General features: G+C 41.3%; 21 protein-coding genes. 12 read left to right on the top strand and 9 right to left on the bottom strand.

Going from position 1 to position 17620, the window contains the following annotated elements:
- Nucleotides 1–27 precede the first annotated feature (27 nt).
- Together HWV58_RS13130 and HWV58_RS13135 are read left to right on the top strand one after the other, a co-directional pair.
- Nucleotides 28–375, top strand: a complete 348-nt coding sequence (locus HWV58_RS13130; RefSeq protein WP_175634538.1) for a YciI family protein — start codon at nucleotides 28–30, stop codon at nucleotides 373–375.
- Nucleotides 376–410: 35 nt separating this feature from the next.
- Nucleotides 411–1646 carry an RNA polymerase sigma factor gene (locus HWV58_RS13135; RefSeq protein WP_175634539.1) on the top strand — a complete coding sequence of 412 codons (1236 nt, stop codon included), beginning with the start codon at nucleotides 411–413 and terminating at the stop codon, nucleotides 1644–1646.
- On the opposite strand, the gene HWV58_RS13140 is transcribed toward HWV58_RS13135, so the two are convergent.
- From HWV58_RS13140 to HWV58_RS13150, 3 genes are all read right to left on the bottom strand, one after another.
- Nucleotides 1639–2223, bottom strand: a complete 585-nt coding sequence (locus HWV58_RS13140; RefSeq protein WP_175634540.1) for a peroxiredoxin family protein — start codon at nucleotides 2221–2223, stop codon at nucleotides 1639–1641. The genes HWV58_RS13135 and HWV58_RS13140 overlap by 8 nt on opposite strands.
- An 84-nt stretch (nucleotides 2224–2307) precedes the next feature.
- On the bottom strand, nucleotides 2308–2574 hold the full coding sequence (locus tag HWV58_RS13145) for a zf-HC2 domain-containing protein (protein ID WP_175634541.1): 267 nt from the start codon (nucleotides 2572–2574) through the stop codon (nucleotides 2308–2310).
- 1 nt (nucleotide 2575) lies between these two features.
- Complete coding sequence (locus HWV58_RS13150) at nucleotides 2576–3175, bottom strand: sigma-70 family RNA polymerase sigma factor (protein WP_175634542.1); 600 nt, start codon at nucleotides 3173–3175, stop codon at nucleotides 2576–2578.
- Between the two features lie 223 nt (nucleotides 3176–3398).
- Between HWV58_RS13150 and HWV58_RS13155 the strand changes: the two genes are divergently transcribed.
- The 10 genes from HWV58_RS13155 (at nucleotide 3399) to HWV58_RS13200 (ending at nucleotide 10971) form a co-directional block, all read left to right on the top strand.
- Nucleotides 3399–3629 carry a hypothetical protein gene (locus HWV58_RS13155; RefSeq protein ID WP_175634543.1) on the top strand — a complete coding sequence of 77 codons (231 nt, stop codon included), beginning with the start codon at nucleotides 3399–3401 and terminating at the stop codon, nucleotides 3627–3629.
- 229 nt (nucleotides 3630–3858) lie between these two features.
- Nucleotides 3859–4839: a GTP 3',8-cyclase MoaA gene (gene moaA, locus HWV58_RS13160; RefSeq protein ID WP_175634544.1), complete on the top strand. Its 981-nt coding sequence runs from the start codon at nucleotides 3859–3861 to the stop codon at nucleotides 4837–4839.
- Between the two features lie 7 nt (nucleotides 4840–4846).
- Nucleotides 4847–6025 carry a molybdopterin molybdotransferase MoeA gene (locus HWV58_RS13165; protein WP_175634545.1) on the top strand — a complete coding sequence of 393 codons (1179 nt, stop codon included), beginning with the start codon at nucleotides 4847–4849 and terminating at the stop codon, nucleotides 6023–6025.
- Nucleotides 6026–6027: 2 nt separating this feature from the next.
- On the top strand, nucleotides 6028–6768 hold the full coding sequence (locus tag HWV58_RS13170) for a sulfite exporter TauE/SafE family protein (RefSeq protein WP_175634546.1): 741 nt from the start codon (nucleotides 6028–6030) through the stop codon (nucleotides 6766–6768).
- Nucleotide 6769: 1 nt separating this feature from the next.
- Complete coding sequence (locus tag HWV58_RS13175; RefSeq protein WP_175634547.1) at nucleotides 6770–7267, top strand: molybdopterin-binding protein; 498 nt, start codon at nucleotides 6770–6772, stop codon at nucleotides 7265–7267.
- A gap of 4 nt (nucleotides 7268–7271) precedes the next feature.
- The gene (locus tag HWV58_RS13180) at nucleotides 7272–7505 is read left to right on the top strand and encodes a MoaD/ThiS family protein (protein WP_175634548.1); all 234 of its coding nucleotides are present in this window, start codon (nucleotides 7272–7274) and stop codon (nucleotides 7503–7505) included.
- Between the two features lie 4 nt (nucleotides 7506–7509).
- Nucleotides 7510–8616 carry a ThiF family adenylyltransferase gene (locus tag HWV58_RS13185; protein ID WP_175634549.1) on the top strand — a complete coding sequence of 369 codons (1107 nt, stop codon included), beginning with the start codon at nucleotides 7510–7512 and terminating at the stop codon, nucleotides 8614–8616.
- A gap of 1 nt (nucleotide 8617) precedes the next feature.
- The gene (locus tag HWV58_RS13190) at nucleotides 8618–9061 is read left to right on the top strand and encodes a molybdenum cofactor biosynthesis protein MoaE (protein WP_175634550.1); all 444 of its coding nucleotides are present in this window, start codon (nucleotides 8618–8620) and stop codon (nucleotides 9059–9061) included.
- A gap of 1 nt (nucleotide 9062) precedes the next feature.
- On the top strand, nucleotides 9063–9971 hold the full coding sequence (moaCB, locus tag HWV58_RS13195) for a bifunctional molybdenum cofactor biosynthesis protein MoaC/MoaB (RefSeq protein ID WP_175634551.1): 909 nt from the start codon (nucleotides 9063–9065) through the stop codon (nucleotides 9969–9971).
- A gap of 658 nt (nucleotides 9972–10629) precedes the next feature.
- The gene (locus HWV58_RS13200; RefSeq protein WP_175634552.1) at nucleotides 10630–10971 is read left to right on the top strand and encodes a hypothetical protein; all 342 of its coding nucleotides are present in this window, start codon (nucleotides 10630–10632) and stop codon (nucleotides 10969–10971) included.
- A gap of 6 nt (nucleotides 10972–10977) precedes the next feature.
- Here HWV58_RS13200 and HWV58_RS13205 read toward each other — a convergent pair whose 3' ends face one another.
- The 6 genes from HWV58_RS13205 to HWV58_RS13230 all read right to left on the bottom strand — a co-directional run bounded on the left by HWV58_RS13205 (nucleotide 10978) and on the right by HWV58_RS13230 (nucleotide 17613).
- On the bottom strand, nucleotides 10978–11646 hold the full coding sequence (locus HWV58_RS13205; protein ID WP_175634553.1) for a hypothetical protein: 669 nt from the start codon (nucleotides 11644–11646) through the stop codon (nucleotides 10978–10980).
- Nucleotides 11647–11913: 267 nt separating this feature from the next.
- Complete coding sequence (locus tag HWV58_RS13210) at nucleotides 11914–12102, bottom strand: cold-shock protein (RefSeq protein ID WP_124561219.1); 189 nt, start codon at nucleotides 12100–12102, stop codon at nucleotides 11914–11916.
- Nucleotides 12103–12269: 167 nt separating this feature from the next.
- Nucleotides 12270–12560 (bottom strand): hypothetical protein, encoded by a 291-nt coding sequence (locus HWV58_RS13215; protein ID WP_175634554.1) that lies wholly within the window; start codon nucleotides 12558–12560, stop codon nucleotides 12270–12272.
- A gap of 275 nt (nucleotides 12561–12835) precedes the next feature.
- Complete coding sequence (locus HWV58_RS13220) at nucleotides 12836–15268, bottom strand: DUF4982 domain-containing protein (protein ID WP_175634555.1); 2433 nt, start codon at nucleotides 15266–15268, stop codon at nucleotides 12836–12838.
- 163 nt (nucleotides 15269–15431) lie between these two features.
- Nucleotides 15432–16490 carry a glycoside hydrolase family 53 protein gene (locus tag HWV58_RS13225; RefSeq protein ID WP_235972727.1) on the bottom strand — a complete coding sequence of 353 codons (1059 nt, stop codon included), beginning with the start codon at nucleotides 16488–16490 and terminating at the stop codon, nucleotides 15432–15434.
- 7 nt (nucleotides 16491–16497) lie between these two features.
- Nucleotides 16498–17613, bottom strand: coding sequence for a SusE domain-containing protein (locus tag HWV58_RS13230; RefSeq protein ID WP_175634556.1), 1116 nt, complete (start codon nucleotides 17611–17613; stop codon nucleotides 16498–16500).
- Nucleotides 17614–17620 lie beyond the last annotated feature (7 nt).

Genomic DNA, 17620 nt, shown 5'->3' on the forward strand with positions numbered 1-17620 from the left:
ATAACTGTAACCTTTAAAAAACATATCATGAACGAATTTTTATTGATCTTCCGGAGGGCCTTTACCCACGAAGATCAGCCCTCGCCTGAAATGCTTCAGGAATCGATTAAACAATGGCAGGACTGGTTTGGCGATATCGCTGCACAAGATAAACTGGTTAGGCCATTACAACGCTGGGATCTGGAAGGCAGAGTAGTACATGCCGATAAGCATGTAATCAACGGTCCCTATGCCGAAATTAAAGAATCAATTGGTGGGCTTGTGCTCATCAGGGCAAAAGACTATGATGAAGCGGCAGAAATTGCCAAGGGCTGCCCGATATTAAAACTGGGTGGTAATGTGGAAATCAGAATGGCTGTTACCCCAACGGCCTAACCGATATAACCAAAAAGCTTATCTTTAATCCATACATGGAAGAAAGCGTACTTATACCACATTTATTCAGAACAGAGTATCGCAAAATTGTTTCGGTACTCTGTTACCGCTTCGGTATTGAGCATATCGAAACAGCTGAAGATATTGTAAGCGACACTTTTTTAACTGCCACCGAATCGTGGAGCATAAAAGGTATTCCCGAAAATCCTACCGCCTGGTTATATACGGTTGCCAAAAATAAAACGAAAAATTACCTCAGGCACCATGCTGTTTTCGAGCAAAAACTGGTTAACCAGATCCAGATCGAAACCGAAAATGAAACAGAAATTGATCTCGACTTATCAGACAAAAACATAAACGATAGTCAGCTGGCTATGATGTTTACCATCTGCGACCCGGTCGTTTCAAAAGAAGCGCAAATTGCATTGGCCCTAAACCTGTTGTGCGGTTTCGGTGTACAGGAAATTGCCGATGGATTTTTAACAGGTAAAGATACCATTTACAAAAGGCTAAAACGGGCCAAAGAAAAACTGAAAGAGGCAGGCATTAAGATCGAACAGCCTAAAATTACAGCGATCAACCAAAGGCTCGAAACCGTACTCACTACACTTTATTTGCTTTTCTCAGAAGGTTATTATTCGGTATCGAATGATGCTACCCTCCGCAAAGATGTTTGTGCAGAGGCCATGCGGTTAAACTATTTACTAATCAGCAATGCCATTACCGATGTTCCCGCAGTAAATGCTTTGTTTTCGCTGATGTGTTTCCATGCTTCCCGATTCGATGCCCGCACCGATGCCAGTGGTACGGCAATTTTATACGAAGACCAGGATGAAAAACTGTGGAACAAAGAACTGATTGAACAGGGTATTTATTACCTCAACCGTGCTTCGAAGGGCGATACCTTAACTAAATATCACCTCGAAGCAGCCATTGCCTACTGGCATACCCATAAAACAGACCGTGCTGAAAAGTGGGAAAATATCCTCCAACTGTACAATCAGCTCCTTATTCTCGAATACTCTCCTATTATCGCCATGAACCGCACTTTTGCCCTGGCCAAAACTAACGGTAAAGCAGCTGCAATAGCAGAAGCAGAAAAGCTAAACCTAAACGACAATCACCTTTATTTTTCACTTCTGGGCAATCTGTACAGTGGAATCGATGATCAAAAAGCTTTAAAGCACTTTAATACTGCAATTGATTTGGCGGTTACTGCAGCCGATAAAAAGATGATTGAAAAGAGTATTCAAAAACTAAGTATCAATTAAGTTGGCTTAACAAAAGCTTTACGGATGCTCTTTTCTGATAATCGGGATCAAAATGAATGTATTTAATCTTTCCCGATTTATCGATAATATAGGTGGCTGGTACCGGAAGTGTATGCCTGTTATTGCCATTATTAGTTTCCAGGTTTATTCCGTAACCTTTGTATTTTGTAAATGTGGCTTCATCCATCTCAAAGTTTACATCGTAAGCTTTCATAATGGCATCGTCTTTATCCTGCAAAATCGAAAAACCTGCATTCGTTTTCTTTATTGTTTTCGCTATATTTTCTTTGTTTTCGGGTGTTACACCAATCACATAGGCATCTTTGCTGGTTAACAGCTGTAAAGAATCCTGAAGTTCTTTAATGTGTTTATTGCAAAACGGGCACCATTGTCCGCGATAAAAAAACAGCACAACAGCACGGTGCGTTTTAAGTGCATTTTTTAGACTCACCGCCTTGCCGTTTTGGTCTACCCCGCTAAATAAAGGAGCTTTTGAGCCTACTGTTAACCCTTTTTGTGCCTTTACCTGTAAACACAGCGCACCCACCAGGGCCAGGGACAGGATAATTCTTTTCATGTTGTTAATGGTTTAAAGTTTTACTGATATTTTAATTGTTTTTAAACCTTAGTCGCAGAATATTAAAATACCTTACAGTAAAAATTAATTTTTATTCAATGCTTCTTCCAGCTGCTTAACCAGTTTACTTTTAAAAGCCTCATCTAACGTAAAAGCAGTTGCAGGCAAGCCTGTAAACAACTTATTGATGCGTACGCTTTGCTCCTGGTAAAGCCTGCAAACCGAACATCCGGCCAGATGAACTTTTAATTGCACCGCTTCTGCTGCTGTAATTTTTCCGGCCATTCTTTTTTCGATCAAAAAGGTAGCCTGATTGCAGTTGTAAATGATATTTTTTAATGCCTTGCTCATGTTAGTTCCAGTTTTTTTGGAGGCAGCTGCGCAGGTTCAGCTTGGCCCGGTGCATAATTACCCAAAAATTGGGCGAACTGAGTTTTAACTCCGCACAAATCTGCTCCGATTCCAGGTCATCAATATGTTTCATCGCAAATACCGAAAACCATAACCGGGGCAATTTGGCCAGGCAGGCATTTAAAATGGTACCGAGTTCTTTTAAAATCAATGGATCATGGGTTTCTAAACCAAACATCCTGGGCATGTATTGCTCGTTCCAATGGCCTGTTTCAGCATCAAAAAAATCGCTTTGCTCCTTTTCGGCATCCGTTGCTTTTAAATCTTTTAAAGTACCCGACAGCTGTTTCCGGTAAAAATCTGCAATCTTGTTTTTAAGAATGGCCGTTAACCATGTTTTCTCCTTGCTATTCCCTTCAAATTGGCCCGAACCCTGCAAGGCTGCCAAAAAAGTATCCTGTACTAAATCTTTTGCCAGCTCTTCATTTCTTAATCTCGACATGGCAAAGCCATAAAGATAATCGGCATATTGTTCTACCCACTTAAGCGGATCGGAGCCTTTATGTGGCTGGTTCACATTCCGATCTATTTCTTTTTGCATGTTCTTGTCTTATCTAACCTAAATATACTGCTTAATCCCTTAGTCGGTTCCATGCAAATATCCTTACAAATTATTTTTCAGGCATATCACTACCTGAATCATCGCTGATGAAAACTGGCTTAAGGGATAAAAATTTAAAAGATCTTAAAAAAAATCGAATTCATTTAAAGTAATTTCTCCGGTCATCCGTCTACAGCATAAAATAAACCTAAATCTTACTTTTATGATCTCTGTTTTCAAAACAAATGTATTCACGGATAACGAATTGAGTAAAATTAGTCCGTTGCTGAACCGTTACTTTAAAGAAATTAAATGGAATATCGATTTGTGGGATAGTGATAAAATTCTCCGTGTAGATTCGAATAAAGATTGGACAAAGGAAATTACCGAGCTATTTAACAGTATTGGTTTGCATTGCACCCACCTGGAAGTTTTTCATTCTGATCCTTTCTAAGGCAGCAACAATACTTCCCTGCACAACAATTTGTCATTTTCTATATTCTTTTACCTGCTTTTCCGTTATTTTACAACAGATAATGCATAAATTAGCAGTAGTTATTGAAACATTTCTGCATTTCGCAGATATATTTCACCCTATAACCTGAGATTGCCCTACAAATAACCGTACATCGGCCCATTAACAGGAAGCATACTTCAGGTAATATTAAATAAACAAAAGGCAAATGATAAAAGATTCGTTCGGAAGGGTACACGATTATCTGCGTATTTCACTCACAGATAACTGCAATTTCCGTTGCTTTTATTGTATGCCCGAAGAAGAATACGATTTTACTCCGGCCTCACGTTTAATGCAAACGGATGAAATTATCCAGCTGGCAGAAATTTTTGTGGCCAATGGGGTAAGAAAAATCAGGTTAACCGGTGGCGAGCCTTTGGTGCGTAAAGATGCTGCACAAATTATTACCGCACTCGGGAAACTCCCGGTTGAGCTAACGATTACGACCAACGGTACGCGCATTGCCGAAATGCTGCCTGTTTTAATCGCAGCGGGCATTAAATCCATCAACATCAGTCTGGATACCTTGCAACCCGAAAAGTTTTTCCTCATTACCCGGAGAGATGTATTTCACCAGGTACGCAGCAATATCGAACTGCTTTTACAGCACAAAATCAAGGTAAAAATTAACATGGTGGTAATGAAAGGCCTCAATGATAACGAAATTACCGATTTTATCAGCTGGACCAAGCACAACCCTATTCAGGTGCGGTTTATTGAGTTTATGCCTTTTAGCGGCAACAAATGGACCAGTAACAAAATGTTTTCTTTGGCCGAGATTTTAGCCATTATTGAAAAAGATTTCACGGCGCTACCACTAAAGGGCGAAGCACACGATACAGCCAAAAACTTTATGATACCCGGTCACGATGGCTCATTCGCTGTAATCAGCACCATGACCAACCCGTTTTGTGATACCTGTAACCGCATGCGCCTGACCGCAGATGGCAAATTAAAAAACTGTCTCTTTTCGGATAGCGAAACAGATTTGCTTACCGCACTCAGAAAAAAAGAAGCCATACTCCCACTCATTGAAGCGTCTATCTGGAGCAAGAAAAAAGCTCTTGGCGGCCAATTGGTTCCTGATTTCGAAAAAATAGATGCGGCAACCATTCAAAACAGGAGTATGATTACCATTGGAGGATAAACTATTCATGATTAGCGTTAAAGCAGCAAAAGACCTCATTTCCGAAAACATTACACCATTAACACCTGTTGCGATTCCGCTTAGCCAGGCTTCGGGCCATATTCTGGCTGCCGATGTTTATGCACGTTTCGATATTCCGGCATTCAGGCAATCATCAATGGATGGTTATGCCCTGAAATTTGCAGACAGTGAAAAGGAATTGCAACTGATTGGCGAAATGGCGGCTGGTACCCCAACCAATCTAAGCATCGAAGCAGGCGAAACCAGCCGGATTTTTACCGGTGCCCCACTACCCGATGGAGCCGATACCGTGGTAATGCAGGAAAAAATTACCCGTACAGGCGATAAAATTACTTTACAGGATGCCAATTTAAAGCCGGGCCTAAATGTACGCGCCATAGGTTCTGAAATTGCCTCAGGTGCATTGGCCATGGAAAAAGGCGAATTGCTGAGCCCCGCTGCAGTAGGCTTTTTAGCGGGCATTGGTATTACCGAAGTATCAGTATTTCCTTTACCACAAATTGCCATTATTGTAACCGGTAAAGAATTGCAAAAACCCGGAGAAACACTTGCATTTGGCCAGGTGTACGAATCTAATTCCTATTCGCTATCTGCTGCGCTAAAGGCAGAAGGCATAGCCAATATTACGGTTTATGAAGCTGATGATGACCTGGATATCCTGCAAAATGTGCTTCAAAAAGCATTAAACCAAAATGATGTAGTACTCTTAACCGGGGGAGTAAGTGTAGGCGATTACGATTTCGTAATTGAAGCCGCCAGCCGTTGTGGGGTAAAACAGGTTTTCCACAAAGTGAAACAAAAACCAGGTAAACCGTTATACTTTGGCACATATAACCAAAAGCTGATATTTGGCTTACCCGGCAATCCGTCATCGGTGCTGAGCTGTTATTACAACTACGTGCTGCCTGCTGTAAAGGCACTCTCGCACAAAAACAATTCGGTAACTGAAGTGCAGGCCACGCTTACCCACGCTTATAGCAAACCTGCCGGACTTACCCATTTTTTGAAAGGCAAATACGAAAACGGAAAGGTTAGTCCACTTGGCGCGCAGGAATCGTACCGTTTGAGTTCCTTTGCCCAATCCAATTGCCTGATATACCTTAACGAAACCCAGGAAAGTTTCGAAAAAGGAGAAACTGTAACCGTTCTGATTTTACCCCAATAACCATGCAAGAGAGCTTAATCCTTTTTTACTGTTTACTGTTCATTGTTGCCTTTTTATATGCTTCGGTAGGTCATGGTGGTGCCAGCGGCTATCTGGCCTTAATGGCCATTTTCGCCATTTCGCCGGCTGTTATGAAACCCACCGCGCTGCTGCTTAACCTTTTTGTTTCTTCTACCTCCTTTATCCAGTTTTACCGTGGCGGCCATTTTAAATGGAAAACCTTTTGGCCATTTGCCCTGGCTTCCATCCCGCTATCTTTTGTGGGGGGTATGATGGCCATTGAAAGTTCCATCTATAAAAAAATATTGGGGGTACTTCTGCTCATTCCGGTAATCCGTTTTTTCTTCTTTAAAAATACCGATCCCAAAGATTTCAAACCTTCAAACGTTCCTTTATCACTGGCCATTGGTGGCATTATCGGCCTGTTATCGGGCATGATTGGTATTGGTGGCGGTATCATCCTCTCGCCGATATTGTTGTTGTTAAAATGGACCGATCAGAAACAAACCGCAGCCATTAGTGCAGCTTTCATTTTTGTAAATTCCGTTTCAGGTTTGGGTGGCCAGTTAATTAAAGGTTTTGAATTTAACAGCCACATGCTCGCTTATGTAGGCGTTGCCTTTGCGGGTGGTATTTGTGGAGCTTATTTTGGTGCACTAAAATTCCCGCAAACTGTATTAAAAAATGTGTTGGCTTGTGTATTAGCCTTAGCTGCTTATAAACTGCTATTTACCCATGCTTAAGATGAAATATTTATTGATCGCCTTAATTTTTGGCACTTTTACAGCTAAGGCTCAGGAAAGTAAACAATTTACAATTGAAGGCAAGGTTAAACGTACCTTAACTGTTAACCTGGCCGATTTAAAGCAATACAAGACTGTTAGTTTCGACAGTATTACTGTTTTCAACCATTTAATGCAGCACAAAGGCAGTATTAAAAATGTTAAAGGAGTGCTTTTAAAAGATATTCTGGCCAAAGTAGAAATCGATACCGATTCGCCTAAAAAACTGAGTGAATTTTATCTGGTATTTACCGCGACTGATAATTATAAGGTAGTATATTCGTGGAACGAGATTTTTAACTCCCCAACCGGGAACCAGTTACTCGTTTTAACCAGTTATGACACCCATGCGGCCAAAGCTGAAAAAGGTATTATTGCCATCATTACGCCAAGTGATTTTGCCACTGGCAGGCGATTTGTAAAAGGATTGAGCAAAATCAACATCTTACAGGTAAATTAGCGCCATGGAAATTGAAATCATCAGCTTTGGAAAGATTGCAGAATTTATCGGCAATCAAAAAATTGATATCGCTGAAATTGCCGATACCGATACGTTAAAAATACATTTGGAAACGCTGTTTCCGAAGCTGAAAGACATTAAATACAAATTTGCGTTAAACAACCACCTGGTGCAGGAGAACAGCGCAGTTAACCATAAAGATATATTGGCCATCATGCCGCCCTTTTCAGGAGGATAATAAAATGAGTGCAGAACGATACAACAGGCAGATTATTCTGAAAGGATTTGGCGAAGCGGCACAGCAGCAGCTGTTAAAAGCAAAGGTGCTGGTTATTGGTGCCGGCGGACTGGGCTGTCCGGCGTTGCAATACCTTGCCGCAGCCGGCATTGGCCATTTAGGGATTGTGGATGATGATACGGTATCCTTATCTAACCTGCACCGCCAGATCTTGTTTACCACTGCCGATATCGGAAAATTAAAAACAGAAGTAGCGGCAAAAAGGTTGCAGGAAATGAATCCACAGATTGGGATTGTTACCCACCCTATCCGCCTGCAGAAAGGCAATATCCTCGATATTTTATCCCGCTACGATTATATTCTGGATGGGACCGATAATTTTGAATCGAGATACCTGATTAACGATGCATGCGCCCTGCTCAGCAAACCTTTAATATTTGCGGCAGTTTCGGGTTTTGAAGGTCAGCTGGCCATATTTAATGCGGCTGATAATTTAGCCGGGAGTACCAATTACCGTGATATCTTTCCGGTACCGCCAGGCAAGGGCGAAATTCCAAATTGTGCAGAAAATGGCGTTTTAGGAGTTTTACCGGGTATAATTGGTACGATGGCAGCAGCCGAAACGATTAAACTGATTACCAAAACCGGCCAGTCGCTGCGCAATAAAATACTTAACTACAATTTACTTACACACCAGCAATACATTATCAGCATCAGTCAGACCAATAACTATATTTTGCCTAAAACCGTTGCTGAATTTTTAACTATGGAATATCAGGATACCTGCGAAGCTCCCCACGGATACGAAGAGATAGATACTGCAACGCTCAGCAAACTCAGACAACAAGAATCGGTAATACTGATCGATGTGCGTGAAAAACATGAGGTACCAGTACTGGATAAACAGATTTTTACACAAGTGCCCATGTCTGAATTGGCCAACTTTATAACCAAAGGATTTTCGCAAAAACATGTGGTTTTAATTTGTCAGCATGGTATTAGAAGTGTTGCCGCTGCCGAAGCATTACAGGAGAAATTTGGTAACGCTAAAAAAATATACAGCTTAAAAGGCGGCATTGTTAAATGGAGAGATTATTTTATCAGACCTTAACATGAGCGAAAAGAAGATCAAAAACATATTTGTACAGGGCAAAATAGAACCGGCCTTTATTGCCGATAGCATTGCAAAACACAGCAGTAAAACGGGTATTGGTGGCCACAGTATTTTTATGGGGCAGGTAAGAAAAGATGAAATAGGCGGCAAACTTGTTGCTGCAATCGAATATACCACTTACGAACCCCTTGCTCTTGAAAAAATGCACGAAATAAGGGAAGCTGTTTTTGCAAAATACCCGCTTAACTGTATGCACGTTTACCACAGTTTGGGTAACATTAAGGCTGGCGAAATCTGCCTGTTTGTATTTACCTCTTCTGCACACCGCAAACCTGCAATTGATGCCTGTTGCGAAGTGGTAGAGCGCTTAAAAGCAGAGTTACCGGTTTGGGGCAAAGAAATATTTGAAGACGAAACCCACCAGTGGAAAGAAAATATTTAATATGGTTAACATCACAAAAAAATCAAACAGTTTAAGGATTGCCATTGCCTGTGCTAGTGTAAAAGTATCGAAGCAGGAAACCATCGATGCCATTGAGCAACGCAAAATACCCAAAGGCGATGTATTCGAATTTGCACGTGCTGCCGGACTCTTTGGCGTAAAAAAAACCAGTGATGTTATTCCCGATTGCCACCCGCTCCCGGTAGAGTATACCGCTATTACCTACGAGATCATCGATCTGGAGGTAATTATTACCGTTGAAGTACATACCGTTTATAAAACCGGAGTTGAAGTTGAAGCCATGCATGGTGCTTCTGTTGCGGCATTAACCATGTACGATATGCTTAAACCGATTGATAAAGGTGTTGAAATAGCCAATATTAAGCTGCTTAAAAAATCGGGGGGCAAATCAGATCTTAAAAATGCACGGTTTCCTGAAATTAAGGCCGCAGTTGTAGTTTGTTCTGATTCGGTTTATGAGAACAAAGCGCAAGACAGCTCGGGCAAAGCTATTATTGCACGTCTCGAACAGTTTGGTATTGATACCGAAAAGTATGAAATCGTACCGGATGAAGTTAAAGCCATAGCCGATAAAGCCACTGAACTAAGCAATGCAGGCTACCAGTTGCTGATCTTTACCGGAGGCACTGGTCTCTCGCCACGTGATGTTACCCCTGAAGCCATTTTGCCTTTAATTGACAGACCTATAGCGGGCATTATGGAAACTGCACGCCATTACGGGCAAGAGCGCATGCCTTATGCAATGCTTTCGCGTGGTGTAGCAGGTTTTATTGGTCAAACGCTTGTAATTACCTTTCCAGGCTCCAAAAATGGTGTAGAAGAAAGTATGGATGTTTTATTTCCACATGTTTTTCATTTGTTCAAAGTAATTAAAGGCGAAAAGCATTAATGCGCTTAAATTTACCATCTAAGACACCTAAGTACATATAAGGTGATCGTCATCCCGCGAAGGCGGGAACCACGGAGTGCTCAGCGAAGCTAATCCTAATGAAACATGTAAATCCTATCCAGGCCAAACAGGAATAATTGACCATATAGACAAATAAGTACATATAAGGGGAAAGTGGCCCGTCATTCCCGTGCAGGCAGGAACCACGGAGTGCTCAGCGAAGCTAATCGTAATGAAACATACAAATGTTACCAAGGCCTAACAGGAATAATTAACCATATAGACAAATAAGTACATATAAGGCGATCGTCATTCCCGCGCAGGCGGACGCTAAAAACTAAGGTGCACTAAGGTGTCTAAGGTGGTGTAAAGTATTCAATTAATATAAGAGGACTATCGTTCCCGCGTAGGCGGGAACCACGGAGTGCTCAGCGAAGCTAATCGTAATGAAACATGTAAATGAGCTTAAAGCTTAAACATTTGACCTTCAAGCTTCTTCGGCGAACCCTAAACCTTCCACCTTAAACCTTAATCAGGCCAGTACCCTCCTCATTACCAGGCAATCTGTATTTTTATACAAAAAGTGTCTTAATCTTAATTCAATCTAAACAACATAATTCCCTTTTCTGATCAAAAATTAAGTCTTATTTTTGCCCACATGTCGGCTAAATACAAGGTTTTATACTTCTTCCAAAATTCAGAAACAGTTATCCTAGAAATACAACGTCTTGATTTACCTCCAAATGCAGATGCAGAGGCAACTTATCACTGGCTTTATTTTGATAAAATGACAGGCTCATTGATCAAATTATGGTTCCGTTCGCTTGATTCTTCTTCGGAGATAGAGGAACGTTATTTTGAACAGGGTTATCTAAAATTCAACAAAACCGAAGCCACCTATATTGAAAAACACAATTCTTCGCAGCAGAAACTGAATAACATGGGCAACAGGGCAATAGAAGAGCCTATTGTTGAGATGCTCGAAAACTATTTAAAATAGCCTCAATTAAGCCATTTCAGGAAGCTCGGCCGTTAAGCTGGCTTTGCTTAAAGGATACCTGGATTGGTGAAAATTTTGAAGAGATGCCGCAAAATCGGAATACCAGTCCTGCTTTTGCATTTCATCTAACAGTTGTGCGCACGAACATACATCGGCATCGGCCTGATGAATGGCTTTAGCTACAAAAGCAACCACATCCCAAATGCCATCCATTAAAAAGAACCTGAATGCGACCAAAATTGCCGACCACTGCACTTTTTTAGGGTGAAGTAAGAAAAACCTGCAAACGGGGCTACATAAACGCTTAAACGACATATAATCTTCTTCCGCTCCCTTAACATCCAGCAAACCATCACTGTAAGGCAGCTGTATAATTTCGGTCGAAATTTTATCGAGCCCGTGAGCATAAACACTGGAAGCGCAGATAGAAGATATGGATATAAGTGCAAGGTGATCGTAAATCTCAGGGTGCATTTTCAGCTTTCCGTTTCTTACAAATACGAGTCCGCCTTTTTTATTGGCCGCCTGTACGTTCATAGCCGAAAGGCTTAAAAGTTCAAATTCTGTTGCAAAATTAAGCGCCATCACAAATTGTGCGGCGGCCATAAAAGTGCCTTCATCCAGACGTTTATTGTATGTGGCAGGCGTAGATGCTGAAAAAATAGAAAGTTGCAAAAATATTTAGTTTTTCTGGTTCCGGCCGACTGTATCGACAGTAACAAAAATAAAAATCCAATCCAGAAAACAACTATGCAAAGCCCTTCAGAAAGTGTTAAAAAAGGTAATTCGTTAAAAATGAGCACGATTTTTTTTCAACCGGCCTCATTCATTTTCTGAACAACAGCATAAGCCTGTAATGTGAACAAGGAAGTGTATAATCAAAAAAATAAGGCAAAAAAAAAGCAGGACTAAATCCTGCTCAAAATCTTTTTAGGGGAAGAATTATACAACTCTTACTTTCACTGCATTAAGGCCTTTTTTGCCTTCTTGAACTTCATATTCAACTGTATCATTTTCTCTGATTTCGTCAATCAGGCCTGATGCATGCACAAAAATCTCAGTTCCGCTTTCTTCTTTAATGAAGCCAAAGCCTTTTTCTGAGTTAAAAAATTTTACTGTTCCGTTTTTCATTATACTGGATGTTTTTAAATTTAAAGACCCAAAAATAGGATTAAAACCCAAAAACCAAAATTACAAGCAAATAAAATTGATAATAATGCGCAAAAAGTTTCACAACTGTAAAGCTTATCTTTACACCTTCGACTAAAAAATCAGCCCAATTGCATCCTAAAATACGATTATCTAGCCTTTCTTTGTGCAAGAGATGAATACCAATTAATTGGATGCGATCTTAAATTCATGCCATCGCTTTCAATGTGATAAAGGATAATGGGCATGGTAAAATCTACAAAACGTTCAACCTGTCGTGAAAGTTTACCCAGAAAATCCATGCTGGATACACCTTCTTTTAAGTGAACATAGATTACACTTTTTGTTTTGAATTCAAAACGCTCCACTATTCCGGGCCATTCTGTTTTTATCCTGCTTAAGAAAGCTTTGATTTTGGTTTCTTCTTTAAGTTTTTCCATAAGCTATCAGGTTTTTTTTAATATATGCTAATTTAAAAAATTATCTGAATGGTGGTGAATTGTAACAGCACCTATACATTCAGTTTTCAAATTAAAACCTTTACCATTAAACCCTAAAATGCAGCAGAAATTGTGCGCTCACTTTATTTTTACAAAAGCCTAATCATTTCAACTTAAAGTACTGCAAATAACAGGCTGGTTGCCTAAGGGTTTGCATTTAGCTATGCCGGGACAACGATTACAGGACAGTATCATCATCCCGGATAAAAGCTTTTTTATCTTACAGCAACAATCTCCAAAGACTCGCTCTTTAAAGTTTTGCCCTTCACGTTTAGTTTTATTGGTCCGCCTTTTTTACCGGCCTGCACCACCACTACCAGTTTGCCACTAAAAAGTTTCATGGTAGGTTTTACAAACGACTCGAGCGAAGTTGCATCGCCATTGCAAGCAGCCTTAAACACACCTGCCCCGCTTACTTCAAAGTTTAACTGATCGCTTGCTGTAGGGCAAGGATTTCCATTTTTATCCACTATCGAAACGGTTACAAAAGATAAATCTTTACCGTCTGCTTTTATTTCCTTTCTATCGGGTGTTAGCACAATTTTATACGGTTTACCTGCCGTGGTGATCTGTTCTTCGGCTACTGGCTTCCCATTGCTATCCAAAGCAACTACTTTTAATGTGCCTGGCTCGTACTTAACATCCATCCACATCAGGCGGTAACGGTTTTGAGGTGTCGATTTGTCTTTTTTACGCACACCAAGGCTTTTACCGTTTAAAAACAGTTCGGCACTATCATAACTGGTGTACACAAAAACCGGAGTGGTTTCTCCTGTTCTTCCCTCCCAGTTCCAATGTGGCAGCAAGTGCAGGGTTGGTTTTGTGGTGTTCCACCGGCTTCTGTACAAATAGTAACGGTCTTTAGGCAAACCTGCAAGGTCAGAAATCCCAAAATAGGAACTTCTTGATGGCCAGCTGCTGTCGTAAGGCGTAGGTTCGCCCAGGTAATCGAAACCTGTCCAAACAAACTCTCCTATTACCCATGGTTTATCGTCCTGCAATACAAAATCATCATCAGGTACGTTAGACCAGCTGCAATATTCCAAATCATAGGATGAGGATTGAAAATCAGGATATTGTTTATCAAATCCTTTTACAACCGGAAATTTATATATCCCTCTTGAACTTACAGTTGAAGCTGTTTCTGAGCCCAGGATAAATCCCTGTGGAAATACTTTATTTGCTTCTTCGTAAAGATGTACGCGGTAATTTAAACCCGGAATATCCATCAAAGCGCCAAAACCCGATTGCATGGTGGCTTTAACCTGATCCATACCCACTGTTACTGGTCGGGTTGGATCTTCGCGGTGGAAAATCTCCTGCAGCCATTTCGCTCTTTTTACTCCTTCGGCACCAAACTGGTCGGGCACTTCGTTACCTGAGCTCCACATTACAATACAAGCATGGTTTTTGGTTGCCTGCACCAGGTTAACGATATCTTTTTCTGCATCGGTATTGAAATACAGGTGATAACCGTTTTCTACCTTGGCTTTTGCCCATTCATCGAAACTTTCGGCCAGGAACATAAAACCCATTTCATCGCAAAGCTCCAGTTGCTCTGGCGAAGGCATATTGTGCGAACTTCTGATGGCATCGCAACCCATTTCCTTTAAAATAGTGAGTTGTCGTTTAAGCGCCGCCGTATTAATGGCCGTACCCAGCGGCCCTAAATCGTGATGCAAACAAACGCCTTTAAACTTGCGCACTTTCCCGTTCAGGCTAAAGCCAAGACCAGCAGTGTACTTAATTTCCCTGATCCCGAACCTGGTACGCACCACATCTTTGGGCACACTCCCCTCGTAAACTGTCGAAACTGCGGTGTACAGGTATGGGCTTTCGGGGCTCCACAAATGTGGATTTGTTACGGCTATATTTTGCTCTGCTTCGCTACCGAAAATTGATTTCGCCGTATCAAGAGCCACCTGATGGCCTACACTATCTAATATCTGTGTTACCAGGCGTATGTTTTTACCCGCTAATTTGGTTTTGATATTCACCTTGGCAAATTCTTTTTTAATAACAGGTGTAGTTACGGTAATGCCCCACTGATCGATACTTTGATCTGATTTGATAATGAGGTGCACATTGCGGTACAAACCGGCACCGGGGTACCAGCGCGATGATTTTGGCTTATTTTGTAAATGAATGGCCAACAGGTTATCGTTCGTTTTTAACGCATTGGTAATGTCGATATAAAAATAGTTGTAGCCATAATTCCACTGCCCTACCAGCTTTCCATTCAGGTACACGCGTGGCTCGCTCATGGCACCATCAATCTGTAGTAAAACTTTTTGATTTGGTTTAATTACCGGCAAATTGAGCTTTTTTCTGTACCAGCCCTCGCCAACGTAAGGCAAAGCACCTGTGCGACCTGTTTTTTCGGTTGCCTTGGTTTCGTTATTCTGGGTAATTGCTGTTACCTGCTTATCAATTTCTTTATCAAAGGGTCCGCTAATGGCCCAATCGTGTGGTACGCTTACTGTTTCCCAGCGTGTATCGTTAAAACCAGGTTCGGCAGCTGTGGGGAAATTCCCTTTCGAAAATTTCCAGCCTTCATCTAACAAAACCTCCGTTCGCTGTGCAAAAGCACTGATATAAAAAAGGTTAAGGGCTAAAATGGTAAAAAATATTTTTCTTAAAAGGAACATGGATAGGGTAATTACTTTAAATAAATAGATAGATGATTTTCGTTTTTCGTTAGTCGGGATTTAAAATCCCGTCTTTAATTGATCCGGATTACAAATCCGGACCAACATTGGACCAACATTATTAATGATCCGGATTGCAACTCCGGACCAACCCAACTTTATATTAAGGCAAAAATGCATCCATGGCAACGGTTGGTTTGCCTGTGTCATCAAAAGCGCCTAACTTATAGCCATTCCAGCTGTTGTATGATTGTGGTTCCCAATAAAAAACGCCGAGGCCTTTGTTGTTTGGCAGCGATTTATTCTTAGCCATTAAATCTTTAATAAAATCCCTACATACCGCAGCATCAGTAACGGGCATACCCAGCTCACAAATCATTACTTCCGATCCGTAACGCGAAACCATATCTGTCATGTTGGTTAAACACTGCGTATTTTTTGCCGACCAATCGCTGGCCGCAGGGTACATAGACATGCCCACTACATCCCATTTGGCGCCATTGTTTTTCAATCCATCAAAAATCCAGCGGAACAAGCCATTGTCATATCCGTTTGAAATATGTACCACCACTTTAATGGCAGGATCTACGGATTTAACCCCGTTGTAACCAGCACTTACGAGATCAGCAAAGTTTTTCATATTCACCGATGCCTTTCCGTCGTTCCATAACATACCATTGTTGGTTTCGTTGCCTACCTGCGCCCATTCGGGTACAATTTTATTGTTTTTCAAAACCGTTAATACCTCCACCGTATGGTTATACACCGAAGTTTTTAATGTGGCAAAATCCTGCGTTGCCCATGCAGCTGGTTTATTTTGCTGGCCCGGATCGGCCCACGAATCGCTGTAATGGAAATCGATCAGCAAACGCATATTAGCTGCCTTTGCCCGCTTCGCTTTAGCCAGCACATCGGCAGTATTGCAGTAACCCGATGCTGGATTTACCCAAACCCGCAAGCGAATGGTATTGATCCCTTTATCTTTCAATATTTTGAATAGGTCCTGCTGTTCGCCGGCATTATTGTAGAACTTTTTACCGGCAGCTTCCATTTCGGTAATCCAGCTTACATCGGCGCCTTTAGCATAAGTACCTACCGGATCGGGTGTGGGATAAAGCTGTGTTTCACCTTTAACCGTTTTTTTGCAGCTTACATTGGCTGTAATTAATAAGGCAATTAATGCAAAACATTTCATCTGTTTTATACTTTTTATCGTTAACATAATCATTTTATTTAACTGAATAGCTATAATTTCCATCTCCGGCACTTAAATCTAAAGTAACTGTGTATACCCCTGTTTTAGCCACTGGAATATTGATACCGCCCCAGGTTGGTGCACCCGCATAAACCAAGGCACCAGTGGCATCTACTTTATAACTGATGTCGTAGCCACCATTACAGGTAAAAACAAATGTTTTTCCGGCGGTTAAAGCTACATTGGCCGCCACCCATTTGCCGGTACCGGCGTTATAAACCATTGGGGTTGATGAGGTGCTCCATCCGTTATCATCGCCCGAAATAAAGAACTTAACAGGTGTATAGCTAATGGTTAAAGCGTCTACATCGACATTTACCTTCATGTATGCTGGCGCCGGTGTAAGCCATAAATTGCCTCCACCCAGGCTCATTGTAGTGGCCGAAGTACCCCAGCCATAAATTTTGCTTGCGTCTTTTGTCGATACCAGTTGAAATCCGTCTCCTCCCCAGCCATCGGCATTGGGCAGATTCAGGTAACCTTCATATTTCGAATTGAATTTTGATGAGGTTAATAGCAAGCCATTGGTTCTTGTTGCCGGTGTTTTCCATGAATTACCGCCTTTAACCAGCAAGGCAGGATATTCAATTGTTGCCTTGTAAGGGTTAACAGTTAGGGTTAAAGTAGCATAAATTGGTTTGATGCTTGATGCAGTTCCGGTGTTTTGGGTGACCTCGGCCTTTAAGCGTACCGCCAATGTACTTACTGTTCCGGTAGGCAGATTGAGCTGAACACCCGCCAGCGAATTTAAATCGGCACCTAAATAGGCTTTTTCAAATGTTCCCACAGGTATTTTTACCACAATGGCATTGGCCCATGCATTGGCACCAACGGTATCTGAAGGCAAATCGAACTCCAAAGAATAAGTTGGTATGATGCTTACACCAAAGTTAGCGGCCTTAAAATTAAAGGTAACTACTTTTTCTGCATCGTTTGCCGCAGTTAAAACCACTGCAGAGGCAGAGCTTTTGAAAGCCAGCGCAGTTGAATTGGGCGGATTGACAATATTGGTGCTCGCTTCTTTTTTACAGGCAAACAAAATGCTGCCCAAAAGCAAGGTAATCGCAAATAGTTTAAATATCGTTTTCATGTTGTTA

The organism is Pedobacter ghigonis (assembly GCF_903166585.1).
Taxonomy (GTDB): domain Bacteria; phylum Bacteroidota; class Bacteroidia; order Sphingobacteriales; family Sphingobacteriaceae; genus Pedobacter; species Pedobacter ghigonis.

Bases quoted from the DNA above. Each gene is read 5' to 3' on its own strand.
- HWV58_RS13180 (WP_175634548.1), top strand. From the start codon at position 7,272: ATGGAAATTGAAATCATCAGCTTTGGAAAGATTGCAGAATTTATCGGC.
- HWV58_RS13215 (WP_175634554.1), bottom strand. From the start codon at position 12,560: ATGGAAAAACTTAAAGAAGAAACCAAAATCAAAGCTTTCTTAAGCAGG.
- HWV58_RS13220 (WP_175634555.1), bottom strand. From the start codon at position 15,268: ATGTTCCTTTTAAGAAAAATATTTTTTACCATTTTAGCCCTTAACCTT.
- moaCB (WP_175634551.1), top strand. From the start codon at position 9,063: ATGGTTAACATCACAAAAAAATCAAACAGTTTAAGGATTGCCATTGCC.
- HWV58_RS13155 (WP_175634543.1), top strand. From the start codon at position 3,399: ATGATCTCTGTTTTCAAAACAAATGTATTCACGGATAACGAATTGAGT.
- HWV58_RS13140 (WP_175634540.1), bottom strand. From the start codon at position 2,223: ATGAAAAGAATTATCCTGTCCCTGGCCCTGGTGGGTGCGCTGTGTTTA.
- HWV58_RS13225 (WP_235972727.1), bottom strand. From the start codon at position 16,490: ATGTTAACGATAAAAAGTATAAAACAGATGAAATGTTTTGCATTAATT.
- HWV58_RS13185 (WP_175634549.1), top strand. From the start codon at position 7,510: ATGAGTGCAGAACGATACAACAGGCAGATTATTCTGAAAGGATTTGGC.
- HWV58_RS13190 (WP_175634550.1), top strand. From the start codon at position 8,618: ATGAGCGAAAAGAAGATCAAAAACATATTTGTACAGGGCAAAATAGAA.
- HWV58_RS13145 (WP_175634541.1), bottom strand. From the start codon at position 2,574: ATGAGCAAGGCATTAAAAAATATCATTTACAACTGCAATCAGGCTACC.
- HWV58_RS13175 (WP_175634547.1), top strand. From the start codon at position 6,770: ATGAAATATTTATTGATCGCCTTAATTTTTGGCACTTTTACAGCTAAG.
- HWV58_RS13210 (WP_124561219.1), bottom strand. From the start codon at position 12,102: ATGAAAAACGGAACAGTAAAATTTTTTAACTCAGAAAAAGGCTTTGGC.
- HWV58_RS13200 (WP_175634552.1), top strand. From the start codon at position 10,630: ATGTCGGCTAAATACAAGGTTTTATACTTCTTCCAAAATTCAGAAACA.
- HWV58_RS13135 (WP_175634539.1), top strand. From the start codon at position 411: ATGGAAGAAAGCGTACTTATACCACATTTATTCAGAACAGAGTATCGC.
- HWV58_RS13150 (WP_175634542.1), bottom strand. From the start codon at position 3,175: ATGCAAAAAGAAATAGATCGGAATGTGAACCAGCCACATAAAGGCTCC.
- HWV58_RS13230 (WP_175634556.1), bottom strand. From the start codon at position 17,613: ATGAAAACGATATTTAAACTATTTGCGATTACCTTGCTTTTGGGCAGC.
- moaA (WP_175634544.1), top strand. From the start codon at position 3,859: ATGATAAAAGATTCGTTCGGAAGGGTACACGATTATCTGCGTATTTCA.
- HWV58_RS13170 (WP_175634546.1), top strand. From the start codon at position 6,028: ATGCAAGAGAGCTTAATCCTTTTTTACTGTTTACTGTTCATTGTTGCC.
- HWV58_RS13130 (WP_175634538.1), top strand. From the start codon at position 28: ATGAACGAATTTTTATTGATCTTCCGGAGGGCCTTTACCCACGAAGAT.
- HWV58_RS13165 (WP_175634545.1), top strand. From the start codon at position 4,847: ATGATTAGCGTTAAAGCAGCAAAAGACCTCATTTCCGAAAACATTACA.